Origin of the sequence: Streptomyces sp. NPDC091416 (assembly GCF_044756845.1) — a bacterium.
In the GTDB taxonomy this organism is placed as follows: domain Bacteria; phylum Actinomycetota; class Actinomycetes; order Streptomycetales; family Streptomycetaceae; genus Streptomyces.
In genome coordinates this window covers 126,667-141,333 of record NZ_JBIVTU010000012.1, presented here as the reverse complement: position 1 = coordinate 141,333, position 14,667 = coordinate 126,667, and the positions used below count along the sequence as shown (strand labels likewise).

Genomic DNA, 14,667 nt, shown 5'->3' with positions numbered 1-14,667 from the left:
TAGTCGAATGATCGTGCCCGCCCTGGGCGTGGTGACGCTGCTGGCCCTGACCGGCTGCGACCCCGACCAGCTGTCCTCCGGGGCCGGCCGGTCGAGCGGCAGCCCGAACGGCGCCGGCCAGTCCGCCACCGGCTTCGGCGCCAGCCCGCTGGACAACCCGGACGGTACGAAGCCGGGCCTCGCCCCCCTCACCTCGGACGCGGACCGCGCGGCGGCCCGCAAGGTCATCGAGAAGGTGGCGACCAAGGGGCGCGGGCCGAAGACCGGCTACGAACGGGACAAGTTCGGGTACGCCTGGAAGGACTCGGTCGACGGCGTCCCGCTCTCGCGCAACGGTTGCGACACGCGAAACGACCTGCTGGCCCGGGACGGCAAGAAGGTCACGCTCCGGTCGGGCTCCGACTGCGTGGTCGTCGCCATGACGCTCATGGACCCGTACACCGGCTCATCCATCGAGTGGCGCAAGCAGCAGGCCACCAAGGTCCAGATCGACCACGTCATGCCGCTCTCGTACGACTGGCAGATGGGCGCCGCCCGCTGGAACGAGGCCAAGCGGCAGCAGATCGCCAACGACCCGCTGAATCTCCTCCCCGTGGACGGCCCGGCCAACAACGCCAAGCGCGACTCGGGCCCCGCGTCCTGGCTGCCGCCGTACAAGCCGGTGCGCTGCTCGTACGCGCTGCGCTTCGCCCAGGTCTCGCTGAAGTACGAACTGCCGGTCACGACCGCGGACAAGAAGGTCATGCTGGAGCTGTGCGGGGGCTGACCGCCTCCGCGGCCCCGGCCGGGCGACCGCTGTGCCGGACCTGTCAAGGGTAGGTGTACGCTACGGCGTCCGAATCCGTCGGGCGTCTGTGCGAGTGGCCCCGGCCCCTCCGAGCGGGACTGTGGCCCGCGCCCCTCCCGTAAGGAACAGAGCGTGAAGTCTGCTGTGCCCGTACCCGCCGAGGCGGGCCCCCGCAGGCCTGTGGCGGTGGTGGTGACGGCCGCCCCGCGCGTCCTGCTCGCCGCGGTGCCCGTGGTCACGCTGGGCATGCTGTCCTTCGTGCCGTCCCTCGTCATCGCCGCCCGGCGACGGCGGGCCGCCGACTGGCTGGCCTGCGCCGGGTTCACGGCCGCCAACGTCGCCTGGGTGCTCTGGGCGGCACTGACCCCGGAGGAGACGCAGGGCGCGGAGTTCGCCGCGGACCTGCTGCTGGTGCTGGTCACCATGCCGGGCGCGGCGGCGCACGCCCTGTTCGCCGGGTCCTGGTGGCGGACCCCCGCCCCGGGAGCGGAGGGCACGGCATGAGGACGCGGCGTACATGGCGCGGCAGGACTCCCGCGCCGCGGCAGCGCATGCCCCGCGTGCGGCTGCTCCTCGACCGGACGGCGGCCCTGCTGCGCGGGCGGCGTGGCGCATGGGTGGGCGGCGGGGCGCTGCTGGTCGTCTGCGCCCTGGTGGCGGTGTGGCTGTTCGGCGGCGACGACGACGCGGCGGCTCCGCCCGACGCCAGGGCCCGTCAGTACCAGGACTTCGACGCGTGCCTGCTCACGGATGAGGACGGCATCAAGGCGGGCACCCCCGCTGCCGCTGTCTGGCAGGGCATGGAAGCGGCCTCCGGTGACACGCGGGCCCGGGTCACTCATGTCCCGGTCATGGGTGAGCAGACCGCGGCGAACGCGCTGCCGCACCTGAACGGGCTGGTCCAGCGGGACTGCGAGGTCGTGCTGGCCACCGGCGCGGCGCAGACCGAGACGGTGCGCAAGGCGGCGGGGGACCACCCGGGGGTGAGGTTCGTGGTGGTGGGATCCGCGGCGGGGGACGTCGCGGCCGGGAACCTCACCGTTGTGGCGCCGGGCGCCGGGCTGGCCGACGAGGTCGCGGATGCGGTCCGACGGGCCGTCAAGGACGTTCCACAAGAGGCGAAACGCCCAAACTCATGAGATGAGATAAAGATCGCATAAGATCGACCCGGATTTGGTGGAACTCGGATCGGTGTATGGGGCAATCTCGCGAGGCCATATGTAGGCCTTGTGAAGAGAAAGCAGCTCCCATGCGTGCTCGATGGCGAAGACCATCATCGTTGTTTCCACCAGGTCCCGTTGGGCGACGCAGGGCGCGAGGCACGGCAGTTGCCGTACTCGTCTCGCTCTCGTGCATGCTCACGACCGAGACGGCGTCCGCCACGGGTGAGACCCTTCCGGCGCTCTCGATGCCGAAGATGTCCCTGTCCGGGCTCTGGGAGTGGCTGGACAAGTCCTCCCTGGACACTCCCGACCAGGAGAGCGGCACCGCGCGCGGCAAGAGCCACACCGCCACCGCGGACCAGACCAGCAGCAGGACCGCGGTCGGGCACAGCGCAGGCAAGGGCAAGGGCGAACTCGACGCCTATGCCCGGGCGGACGACCGCCCAGGCACTGTGGTGACCGACCGCGCAGCCGGCAACGCCAAGAGCTTCGACGCGAAGACCAGCAAGCGGAACGCGAAGAAGTCGACGGCGACGTCCGACTACTTCGTCAACACCGACGGGTCGACCACCGTCCGGCACTACGCCGGCCGGTCCAACTTCAAGGGTGCCGACGGCGCTTGGAAGCCGATCGACACCGATCTGACCGAGGGCGAGGACGGCAGGCTCCAGCAGACCGCCAACTCCCTCGACGTCGAGTTCGCCCCGGACGCGAACGACCAGCAGCTCGCCTCCGTGGACTTCGGCGCCGGCCGGCGCCTCGCCTACTCGCTCCGCGGGGCGAAGAAGGCCGTCGCCACCGTCGACGCCGAGAACACGGCGACGTACGCCGATGTCCTGCCGGACACCGACCTGCTGCTCTCACCGCTCGCCGAAGGCTTCAAGGAGCGGCTGGTCCTGCGTTCGAAGGACGCGCCCAACTCCTGGCTGTTCCCCCTCGACGTCCAGGGACTCACCCCTCGCATCGCGGACAACGGGGACGTGGAGTTCACCGACGGGGACGGGGAGGTGACCGCCACCATTCCCCACGCCTTCATGGAGGACTCCAGGATCGACCCCCGCTCCGGCGACGCGGCGATCTCCCGCGCGGTGACCTATGAACTGACCACCGCCGACGGCAAGCCCGCTCTGCGGCTGACCGCCGACCGCGACTGGCTGGACGACCCGGCCCGGGCCTATCCCGTCACCGTGGACCCGACGGTCACCGCCGGAAACACGACGTACGCGCAGAACACCATCGGCGGCGACCACTCCACCGAGAACCAGATCAAGGTCGGAAGCTACGACTCCGGCACCAACAAGGCGAACTCGTTCCTGCAGTTCTCCACGCTGGGCACCACGCTCAAGGGCCAGCGGGTCACGGCCGCCACCCTGAACGTGTACGCGGTCTGGTCCGCGACCTGCACCGCCGAGCCGTTCTCGGTCAGCCCGATCACCAAGTCCTGGACCCCGTCCGGAGTCACCTCCTACCCCGGACCGGCCTACGGCGCCGCGATCGGCACCGCCACGCCCGCCCCGGGAGCCTCCTGCACCAACAACGCCGGCGGCACCAACGACCTGAGCATCGGCACGAAGATGCCGGTCAAGCTGTCCACCGACTGGTTCGACGGCGTCGCCACCGGCAGCGCCAACTACGGCCTGGCGCTCACCGCGCCGACCGGCGACGGGCTGCACTGGAAGAAGTTCCACTCCGACAACAGCACCACGGCCGGCTTCCGGCCCGCGCTGGACCTGACCTACACGCCCAACACGGCGCCGCAGATCAACGCCCAGTACCCGCCGGTCAACCACCAGTCGAACACGCTCCAGCCGGAGCTGCTCGTCTACGCGAGCGATGCCGACAAGTGGCCGATGGCCGCTCTGACGTACGCCTTCGAGGTGTACGACGCGGACAGCGACAGCACCACGCCCGTCGCCTCCTCCGGGATGATCGCCAAGAGCAGCTGGAAGATACCCGCCGGCAAGCTCAAGTGGAGCAAGAACTACGACTGGTACGTCAGCGTCACCGACGGATACGACTCGGTGATGTACTCGGCGAGCCGCTTCGCCACCGCCGTACCGCAGCCACCGGTCACCTCGGGCCTCGCCCAGAACACCGACGGCCACGAGTTCGACCCGAGCGACGCCAACTACACCACCGAGGACACCGACGCCGAGATCGAGGTCGTCGGACCCTCGCTGTCCGTGGAGCGCTCCTACAACAGCCGTGACCCGCGCACCGACGGTGGCTTCGGCGCCGGCTGGGCGACGGTCACCGACATGACGGCCGCGGAGGTGAAGGACGGCGCCGGCACCCTGACCAGCGTCATCATCACCTACCCGGGCGGCGAGCAGGTCGCCTTCGGCCGCAACTCCGACGGCACCTTCGTCCCGCCGATGGGACGGTACGCACGCCTGGCACCGGCCGCGTCGGGCGGCGGTTACACGCTGACCGACAAGGACTTCACCGCCTACAGCTTCCAGCAGGCGGTGACCGGCAAGGCCGGCACGTTCGCGATCTCCTCCATCAAGGACTACGCGAACCGCGCCGAGACCTTCACCTACACGAGCGGCAAGCTCAGCAAGGTCACCAACACCACCTCCAACCGGTCGCTGACCTTCACCTGGCAGACCCCGGCCGGGGCCACCGCCCCGCACGTGGCGACCGTGACCACCGACCCCGCCAAGGCCGGGGACACGAGCACCGCCCAGGTCTGGAACTACGGCTACACCGGCGACCAGCTCACCAAGGTCTGCCCGCCCGCCGACCCCACCAAGTGCACGGTCTACGGCTACGCCACGGGCAACCACTACCGCACCACCGTCATGGACGCGGACCCGTTCGCGTACTGGCGGCTGGGAGAGACCGGCGGAACGGTCGCGAGCGACACGGTCGACCTGAACCAGGGCCGGTTCAACGGCCTCTACCGCAACGTGACCCTCGGCGGGACCGGTCCGCTGACCGGGTCCACGCAGAAGGCAGCCACGTTCAACGGCACCACGTCGTACGTCGAGATCCCGAGCGCCCCCGGCGCCACGCCCTCGTACACGACGGTGTCGCTGTGGTTCAAGACCACGCAGGCGGGCGGTGTCCTCTTCTACTACGGGGACAAGCCGCTCAGTGACGCCGACCCGGTCGCGAACACGAAGAAGAACACCCCGGCGGTGTACGTCGGCACGGACGGCAAGCTCCGTGGCTGCCTCGCCATGTCCCCGGGCTGCATGACCACGATCGCGTCCACGGCCACCGTCACGGACGGCAAGTGGCACAACGTGGCCCTCACCGGAGCGGCGACCACCCAGACGCTCTATCTCGACGGCGCCAAGCAGGGCACCCTCGCGGGCACCATCAACGACTGGGAGCAGCCCTACATCTCCTTCGGTGCCGGGGTGAACACCGACGGCTGGCCGGCCATGAACGCCTCCGACAAGCTGGGGCACTACTCCGGACAGCTCGCCGAGGTCGCCGTCTACACCGAGGCGCTCGACCCCTCGGTCATCACCGCGCAGTACCAGGCGGCCACCCGGTCCGCGGGACTGCTCAACAAGATCACCACGCCGAACGGCAAGACCCAGTCGGCCGTGACCTACGGCACCACCGACGACCTGGTCGTCCAGGCGACCGACGGCGACGGCGGTACCTGGAAGCTCAACCCGGCCACGGTCACCGGCTCGTCCCAGGTCTACCGCTCCGCGGTGATGGGATCGGCGCCGGCCGGATACTGGCGCCTGGACGACACCCAGGGCGCGGCCCAGGCCGCGAACGAGCTGCACACCGGCTTCGGCACGTACAACAGCGTCACCCAGGGCGTGGCCGGGCCGTTCGGCACCGGTGACGTCACGGCGGCGCAGTTCAACGGGACCAGCTCCTACGCGGAGATCCCGTACGCCAACTGGCACGGCAAGGGCGACCGCTCCGTCGAGCTGTGGTTCAAGACCGCGAAGCCCGGCGTGCTGGTGTCCGACCAGACCAAGGCCCCCAACGACGCGGCCGGGGCGAGCGGTCCCATCGACCCCGTCCTGTACGTGGGTGCCGACGGCAAGCTCCGCGGCCACTGGTACAGCGTGTCCGGTTCGGCCGCCACGGACTTCGGGTCCAAGGCGACGGTCACCGACAACACCTGGCACCACGCGGTGCTCTCGGCGACCGGAACCACGCAGACCCTGTACGTCGACGGAGTCAAGCAGGCCGACTTCACCGGGGCGCCCAACGACCAGACGAACACCCGCACGTTCATCGGCGCGGGCTTCGCCAAGGGCTGGATCAGCGCTCCGGCCGACGTCAGCTACTTCACCGGCTCCATCGCCGAGGTCGCCGTGCACGCGGGCGGACTCACCGAGGAGCAGGTCGAGCAGCACTGGTCGGCGTACAAGGCATCCGCGGGCGTCGCCCCGGTGCGGACGGTGAAGCTCACCGACCCCACCGACAAGACGATGACCTACGTGTACGACGCGGAGATGGGCAACCGTCTGCTGACCGCGATCGACACCAACGGCAAGCGGACCACCTACGGCTACGACACGGCGGGCTTCCTGCACACCGTGACCGACGCCAACGGCAACCGCTCGATCACCGGCCACGACATCCGCGGCAACACGGTCTCCCAGACCATGTGCCAGGACACCTCCGCGGGCAAGTGCGCCACCGACTACTACACGTACTACCCGGACTCGACCACGGCGTTCCCGCCGATGGACCCGCGCAACGACCTGGTGCTCACCGAGCGCGACGGCCGTTCCTCGGGCCCGACGGACAACACGTACCTGACCAGCTACGCGTACGACACGGCGGGCAACCTCACCTCGGTGACGACGCCCCCGGTGCCGGGCCACCCGAACGGGCGGACCGCCACCACCGCGTACACGACCGCCACCACCGCGGCGGCGGAGGGCGGCACCGCGAAGGCGCCGGCCGGACTGGTCGCCGAAGTGGTCACACCGGGCGGCCGGAAGACCGCGTACTCCTACTTCGCCAACGGTGACGTCGCCGAGACCACGGACGCCAACGGGGCGAAGGAGAAGAGCACCTACGACAACCTCGGCCGTCAGCTCACCAGGACCGAGGTGACCGACGCCCAGCCGGGCGGCATCACCACGACCCTGACGTACGACAAGGACGACCAGGTCCTCACCGAGACGGACCCGCCGGTCACCAACCGGGTCACCGGGGCCGTCCACACCGGGCGCACGAGCACGGTGTACGACCCCGACGGCAACGTCCTCTCCCAGACGGTCTCCGACCTGACGGGCGGTGACGCCTCCCGCGCCACGTCGATCACGTACGACGCGTACAACCGGATGGCGTCGAGGACGGACCCGGGCGGCGACACCACGTCGTTCGAGTACGACGTGTACGGCAACAAGGTCAAGGAGACCGACCCGGCCGGCAACGTCAACACGTACACGTTCGACGGCGAGGGCAGGCCCCTCACCACCAACCTGCTGAACTACACGGGCGACCCGGCGAACCCCTCGCCGGCCACGACCCTCGTGCAGGAGTCCCGGGCCTACGACCCGGCTGGCCGGCTCGCGTCGATCACCGACGCGATGGGCCTCGTCACGGCGTACACGTACACCGACGACGGACTCTCCGCCTCGGTGATGCGCAAGGACCCGGCCAACGGCCTGTCCTTCACCGAGGAGGCCAACACCTACGACGCGGCCGGCAACCTGGTCAAGCAGGTCACCAACGACGGCCAGACCGTCTCCACGTTCACGGTGGACGCCTCCGACCGCACCACGTCCACGGTGATGGACCCGGGCGGCCTCGCCCGGACCACGAAGGTCAGCTACGACCCCGACGACAACGTCGTCTCGGAGACCGACCTGGACCCGGCCGCGGGCCGCACCAGCACCGAGGACACGCTCTACGACAACCTCGGCAACGTCACCGGATCCACGCTCCACGACGGCACCACCGCACCGGTGGCCCGCTGGAAGCTGGGCGAGACCAGTGGCACGTCGGCCGCGGACTCCTCCGGTGGCAACCGGACCGTCACCTTCGGTAGCGGGGTCACCCACTCCACCGAGCACGGCGGCGCCGCCGTCTTCGACGGCACGGCCAACGCCTACGGCGAGACGAAGGGCGCGGTGGTCAACACCGGCGGCTCCTACACCGTCTCGGCATGGGTCAAGCTGAACTCCACGGCGGCCAACAACACCTTCCTGGCCCAGTCCGGAGAGTCCGCCAGCGGTTTCCAGCTGTACTACTCCACGGCGTACGGCTGGACGTTCAACCGGCACAGCTCGGACATGGCCAGCCCGGTCATCGTGAGGGCCAGTTCCGGCACCGCCGCGGTGACCACGGGCACCTGGACCCACCTGACCGGTGTGTACGACAAGGAGGCCGCCCAGATCCGGCTGTACGTCAACGGCGTGCAGGCCGGCACCTCTACGGCGTTCACCACGCCCTGGGACGCCACGGGGCCGCTCCAGATCGGCCGCAGGATCCCGGGCAAGGAGAACACCAACGGCGCGCTGAGCGACATCCAGGTCTACGGCGAGGCGCTGACCGCGACCCAGGTGGCCGCGCTCAAGGGCGGCACCCTGCCGGCCGCGGGCAGTTCCGTGCGCACCTCCAGCTGGAAGCTGGACCAGCGCGGCCTGCCGCTGTCCATGACCGACGAGAACGGAGTCACCACCGACTACGGCTACGACGAGGCCGGTCAGCAGACCAGCGTCACCGAGCCGGCGGTCAACAGTGAGACCGGCGGCGGCACCCCGGTGTCGGTCCGCCCGGTGTCGATGACCGGCTACAACACGTTCGGCGAGGACACCGAGTCCTCCGACCCGCTGGGCAACGTGGTGACGACGGCGTACGACGCCGAGGGCCAGGAGTCCTCGACGACGATGCCGAACTACACCCCGCCGGGGGCCTCGGCCCCGATCACGGCCGCGACCTGGAACGAGTACAACAAGCTCGGTCAGGTCACCGCCGAGGTCGACCCGCTGGGCAAGCGCACCGAGTACGCCTACACCCAGCTCGGCGACCTGGCCTCGGTCAAGGAGCCCGGCGGCGCCACGACGCGGTACACGTACACCGCCAACGGCGACCAGCTGTCGGCCACCCGGCCCGGCGGCGCCCGCCAGGAGACCACCTGGGACTACCTCGGCCGCCCGGTCACGGACACGGACATCGTGCGCCAGCCGACCGAGCGGGCGTACACGTCCATCAACGAGTACAACGCACCGGGAGGCGAACTCTCCCGGACGGTCAGCCCGACCGGGGTGAGCGAGTCCTACAAGTACAACGTCCTCGGCGAGACGACGGAGGTGACCGACGCCGCGGGCGCCACCAGCCGCTTCACGTACGACATGGACGGCCGGCCGCTCACGTCGGTGGACGCCGACGGCACCAGCACCGTCAACACCTACGACGGCTACGGCCAGCTCACCGCCACCAAGGACCTGGACGCCACGGGCAAGGTGCTGCGCACCAGCAGCTCCACCTACGACCGGGTGGGCAACCCGACGTCGGTGACCGACTACCGGGGCCACACCGTCACGCTCACGAGCGACGCGACGGGCCTGATCACCAAGGCGGTCCAGCCGGTCTCGGAGACCGAGTCGATCACCACGACCTTCGGCTACGACGCGGCGGGCAACCGCACGCGCTTCACCGACGGCCGCGGCAACGCCTTCCTCACCACGTACAACACGTGGGGCATGGCGGAGAAGGAGATCGAACCCTCCACCCCGACACATCCCGACCTCGTGGACCGCACGTTCACGATGGTCTACGACAAGGCGGGCCGTCCCCAGGAGCAGCGCTCCCCGGGCGGGGTCGTCGTCAGCAACGAGTACGACGACCGGAGCCGGCTGGTCCGCCAGCACGGCACGGGCGCGGAGGCGGAGACCACCGACCACACCTACACGTATGACGACGACGACCAGGTCACCTCGGTGGCGGGCGCGGACGACGAGAAGAACACCTTCTCCTACGACGACCGCGGTCTGCTCCTGAGCGCCAACGGACCGTCGGGCACCTCTTCCTTCGCCTACGACGGCAACGGCGCGATGACCTCGCGCAAGGACGCGTCGGGCACGTCGACCTTCGGGTACGACACGGCGGGCCGTCTGAAGACGGCGCAGGACGGGGCGACCGGTACGTCGATGACGTACGGGTACGACACCGAGTCCAACGTGACGTCGATCGAGTACGGCCAGGGCAAGGGGCGGCGTGACTTCTCGTACGACTCCCTGGGCCAGCTGACCACGGACAAGCTGACGTCGCCGACCGGCAAGTCGCTGGCGTCGTCCACCTACGGCTACGACCTCAACGGCAACGAGACGTCGAAGACGACGACCGGTGTCGCCGGGGCCACTACCAACACGTACACGTACGACTGGGCGAACCGCCTGTCGTCCTGGAACAACGGGAGCGCGACCGAGCAGTACGGCTACGACGCGTCCGGCAACCGGACCCGCGTGGGCGGTGACACCTATACGTACGACGCCCGCAACCGCCTGACCTCGGACGGCCAGGGTGCGTACACGTACACCGCGCGCGGCACGATGAGTTCGGTCACCGACGAGGCCGGTGTGCAGACGTCGGTGAAGGCCGACGCCTTCAACCGCGTCATCAGCGAGGGCGAGCGGACCTACACCTACGACGGCCTGGACCGGACGCTGAAGGCGAGCGACGGCCAGGGCGGCACGATGTACGACTTCGCCTACAGCGGGGCCGGCAACGACGTGGCGTCGGACGGCGGTACGTCGTACAGCCGCAACGTCGACGGTTCGCTGATGGGCATCAAGTCGGCGATCGGTTCGGTGCTCGCGCTGACCGACATCCACGACGACGTGGTGGGCCAGTTCACCGCGGACGGCGAGGCGCTGACCGGCTCGACGACGTACTCCCCGTTCGGGAAGGTCGAGGAGTCCACCGGCATGGTCGGACACCTCGGCTACCAGTCGGGGTGGACGGACCCGGAGACCGCCAAGGTCAACATGGCGGCGCGCTGGTACTCACCGGAGACCGGCCAGTTCAACAGCCGCGACACGGTGGGCATGAACCCGCTGCCGACGTCGGTGTCCGCGAACCGCTACGCGTACGCGGACCAGAACCCGATGACGGCCACCGACCCGACGGGTCACTGGCCGAGCTTCGTCGACAAGGCCATCAAGAAGGTCAAGAAGAAGGTCAAGAAGGTCGCGAAGTCGGCCTGGAAGAAGACCAAGAAGGCCGTCAAGAAGGTCGCGAAGAAGGTCAAGGCCGCCGCCAAGAAGATCAAGAAGGCGGTCAAGAAGGTCGTCAAGAAGGCCAAGCGCGTGGTGCGGAAAGCCGTGCACTACGTGGCCGACAGTGTCAAAAAGGTCAAGAGATACGTCAAGCGCACGTACAAGCGCGTAAAGAAATACGTCCACAAGGTCGTCAAGCAGGTCAAGAAGACCGTCCGCAAGGTCGCCAAGGCCGTCAAGAGCGTGGCGCACAAGGTGGTCAAGGCCGCCAAGAAGGTCGGTAAGGCCGTCAAGAAGGCGGCGAAGGCCACAGCCAACTTCGTGAAGCAGCACGCTTCGACGATCGCCTCGGTGGCGGTCGGTGTGGCGGTCTTCGCGGGCTGCACGGGCGCGACGTTGGGTGGAGGCGTCGTCGCGTGCGGCATGCTCGCGGGTGCCGCTGCCAACGCGGTCGGCTACGCGATGAGCGACGGTCCCAAGACCCTGGGCGGATTCGCGACCGCGGTCGGCGTGGGAGCCCTGACCGGCGCCCTTGGCGGCGCGGCCGGCGGAGCTGCCTCCGGCGCGGTGGGCCGCCTGCTCGCCGGTGTCGGCGGCAAGGCGCTGAACGGCGCGGCGATGGGCGCCGCGGGAGGCGCTGCGGAAGGCGCGGTCGGCTACGGCATCTCCTGTGCGGCCAGCGAGGAAGGATGCAGCGTCTCCGGCGCGGCGAAGGCCTCGGCGGTCGGCGCGGCGACCGGTGGCGTGTTCGGTGCGGCAGGGAGCAAGTTCGGCCGCAAGTCGACGGGGAAGCAGGAGCCGGACGGTGAGCCGACGTCTCCGGGTGGTAGTTGCCGGGTTGGTGTTCCGCACAGTTTCACGGGCCTGACCGGGGTGCTGCTGGCGAACGGCACGACCAAGCCGATCTCCGAGGTAAAGGTCGGGGACTACGTCCTGACGGCCGAACCGGGCAAGAAGAAGACGGAGAAGCACAAAGTAAAGGCGGTTATCGTCACCAAGACGGACCGCGACTACGTCGACGTCGTCGTCGATACGAAGTCCGGCCCGAAGACGATCCAGACCACCAAGCACCACCAGTTCTACGAAGCCACCAAGAATGCCTGGACCCAGGCTGCCGATCTCAAGGCCGGCCAGAAACTCCAGAACGACACCGGCGGGCCTGCGGTGGTGATCGACACCAAGGCGTACACAGCGCAGCGCGTCACGTACGACCTGAGTATCGAGGGTCTGCACACGTACTATGTGCTGGCAGGCGCAACACCTGTTCTCGTGCACAATCAGGATGATGCGGCAGGGGAGGTATTCAGAGACGGTTCACACAGATTCCAAATCTTCTCAAACGACCATGGTCCTGCTCATGGCCACCTGATGGGCCCTGGAATTAAGGGGCACGGAATTCAGATTGGTCAAAACGGGAAGCCGCTCAAGGACAACGTTCAGTTGTCGCGGGCGCAGCAAAAGGTGATCGACGACAATCTGGGGTCAATTCGAAAGGCCATCCGTAAAAGCATGGCCGCTTACAAGGCGAACAGAGGGGGTGGGTGTTGAAATGTCAAATGAATTCGAAGTCGGTGCCGTAGTTTCCGAGATTTCCGCCCACCTTGGAGGCGTGGCCGCAGAGGTCGAATCCGAGCATGACAGGTGGCATCTCTACCTTCGCGCCATGGATTCGCCTGAGGGCAGGAAGTTGCTGCTTCGGGCGGTCGAGGTCGAACCGGATCAATCCGTGGCCCTTTCGATCGTCCTGGAGATGATGGAGCGCCTGCCATCGGTGGAATCCCGAGAGTGGGTCCGTAGACTGCCTCCGGGCAAGAATCGCCAATTCGCCGAACAGCGGGCCAGGGATTATTGCGTCATGGAGACCCTTGGCGAAGGGGGAACCGTGGATGGCGGGCCGGGTGACTGGTCTGTCTGGCTCCAGCTGCGGGCGGCGGAGGTCTCCACAGACTCAAGTCTGCTGACCCGTCTCGCGGAGACAGGCGGTACGAAGCGCGTGAGGCGTATTGCGGTAGACCGCCTTCGGTTGCTTCGACGCGGCGATCCTGGACGCCACGCCTGATCGGCGCCATCGTTTTCCGGCTGGAGTCTGTCTCGCATGAGGAGTCAGTGCTTCGGCCGGATGGAATTGTTCGACCGCTGCCTTCACGCTCGGGCAATCGGTTGACTGGCGCAGCAAACCTCAAGCCCCGCCGGAACGTATCCGGCGGGGCTTGAGGTGCTTTCGACGCCGCCCGCGAAGCTTCGGTGATGCCGGCGGCGCAGGGCCCCGAGCCGATTGCGCCGCCCGGGGCCCTGCGGTCTGGGCCAATGCGTTATGAGGGCTGAACGAGCCCCGCCTTGCCGTAGATCGTCGCCGCCCGGGCCCCCGCCACTCCCGAGGCGAAGCCCATGCCGATGCTGAAGACGCCTGGCTGGGCCGGGTTCGGGACGAGGACTCCCAAGCCCTCCGGCTCGCGGTAGTCCAGGGTGTACGCGGCCGCCGTGTGGGCCGGGTTGACGGTTTCCTTGAACGGCGAGGGCGGCGCCGGGTCCAGGGAGCCCGTGGTGAGGTTCACCGAGGTGATGAACGTGTTGCCGACGCCGGGTGCGGAGATCACCGTGTCCTGGCCGTTGATCTTCTGGACGGATCCGTAGCTGTTGCCGTGCAGCATGTAGAGGTACTGGCCGACAGCGACGTACCCCTGGAGGAACGGGTCGCCGTAGGTGGTCAGCGGCCAGCCGGGAACCGCGGTGAGTCTCGGTTCGCGGACGTTCGCGAGCGGCTGGCTCCAGATGCCGAGGCGGGCCAGATCCAGGTCGTGGACCTGGAAGACCATCACGCCGTCCGTGTCGCGGAAGCGGATGGCGAGTCGGCCGTAGACCGGGTCGACGGAGGCCGTGTACGTCGTGGCGCCCGGGACCGGCGCGTACATGGTGAGGCCGGCCGAGCCGGAGTCGAGCACCTGGCCGTTGACGAAGGGGAAGCGCGCCAGGCGCCTGCCGCGGCTGGTGGTCTTGGTCGGGTCGTCCGGGTGCACCGGGTCCGGGACCTCCTGGCCGTCGGCCTCCGTCCACAGATAGGCCTTGCCGCCGGCCGGTTCGACGCCGATGCTCATGCCGTGGCCGAAGCCGCGCAGGTACATGTAGCCCAGCGTGTTGCCGGACATGTCCCACTTGGTGATGGTCAGGTCGCCGTGCCGGTTGCGGTCGGCGCTGCTCACCGCGGCGGACTCGCCCGCGAGCTTCAGGCCGCCCTGGGTCACCTGGGCGACGTAGATGTGGCCGTTGGCGTTGTCGTAGCCGAACGACTGCATGATCGTGGTGTCACGCAGGGGCTTCTCGCGTATCCAGTTGTCCGACGCGCTGTTCAGGTCGAGCCGGGGCGACGGCACCAGCAGTGCCGAACCCGGCGTGGGGTGGTCGGCGGCGGAGGCCGTGCCGGTGCCGGCCGAGACGCCGGCAACGGTGAGCGCGCCAGCGCCGCTCCACGCGAGGAGCGAGCGGCGGCTGGGGTGAACGATTCTGTCGTGGGTCATGGTTCCTCATCCAAGCGGCAGGGCAGACCGCGCTCAAGCGGGTT

The 14,667-nt window shown here is 68.7% G+C and carries 6 protein-coding genes; 5 read left to right on the top strand and 1 reads right to left on the bottom strand.

Features of this window, described 5'->3' with window-relative positions:
* The first annotated feature begins 7 nt into the window (after positions 1-7).
* From ACIQMX_RS30905 to ACIQMX_RS30885, 5 genes are all read left to right on the top strand, one after another.
* Positions 8-766: an HNH endonuclease family protein gene (locus ACIQMX_RS30905; protein WP_363067415.1), complete on the top strand. Its 759-nt coding sequence runs from the start codon at positions 8-10 to the stop codon at positions 764-766.
* A 153-nt stretch (positions 767-919) separates the two neighbouring features.
* A complete protein-coding gene (locus tag ACIQMX_RS30900; protein WP_363067417.1) occupies positions 920-1,291 on the top strand; it encodes a hypothetical protein in 372 nt (123 codons plus the stop codon).
* Positions 1,288-1,926, top strand: coding sequence for a BMP family ABC transporter substrate-binding protein (locus ACIQMX_RS30895; protein ID WP_402482982.1), 639 nt, complete (start codon positions 1,288-1,290; stop codon positions 1,924-1,926). The genes ACIQMX_RS30900 and ACIQMX_RS30895 overlap by 4 nt, the downstream gene beginning before the upstream one ends.
* A gap of 215 nt (positions 1,927-2,141) precedes the next feature.
* Positions 2,142-12,656, top strand: coding sequence for a LamG-like jellyroll fold domain-containing protein (locus tag ACIQMX_RS30890; RefSeq protein WP_402482980.1), 10,515 nt, complete (start codon positions 2,142-2,144; stop codon positions 12,654-12,656).
* A gap of 1 nt (position 12,657) precedes the next feature.
* A complete protein-coding gene (locus tag ACIQMX_RS30885; protein WP_363067423.1) occupies positions 12,658-13,167 on the top strand; it encodes a hypothetical protein in 510 nt (169 codons plus the stop codon).
* Positions 13,168-13,420: 253 nt separating this feature from the next.
* Here ACIQMX_RS30885 and ACIQMX_RS30880 read toward each other — a convergent pair whose 3' ends face one another.
* Complete coding sequence (locus ACIQMX_RS30880) at positions 13,421-14,623, bottom strand: teichoic acid biosynthesis protein C (RefSeq protein ID WP_402482977.1); 1,203 nt, start codon at positions 14,621-14,623, stop codon at positions 13,421-13,423.
* Positions 14,624-14,667: the final 44 nt, after the last annotated feature.

Excerpts from the sequence above, each read along its gene's own strand:
- ACIQMX_RS30905 (WP_363067415.1), top strand. The coding sequence starts at position 8 with ATGATCGTGCCCGCCCTGGGCGTGGTGACGCTGCTGGCCCTGACCGGC.
- ACIQMX_RS30880 (WP_402482977.1), bottom strand. The coding sequence starts at position 14,623 with ATGACCCACGACAGAATCGTTCACCCCAGCCGCCGCTCGCTCCTCGCG.
- ACIQMX_RS30890 (WP_402482980.1), top strand. The coding sequence starts at position 2,142 with ATGCTCACGACCGAGACGGCGTCCGCCACGGGTGAGACCCTTCCGGCG.
- ACIQMX_RS30885 (WP_363067423.1), top strand. The coding sequence starts at position 12,658 with ATGTCAAATGAATTCGAAGTCGGTGCCGTAGTTTCCGAGATTTCCGCC.
- ACIQMX_RS30895 (WP_402482982.1), top strand. The coding sequence starts at position 1,288 with ATGAGGACGCGGCGTACATGGCGCGGCAGGACTCCCGCGCCGCGGCAG.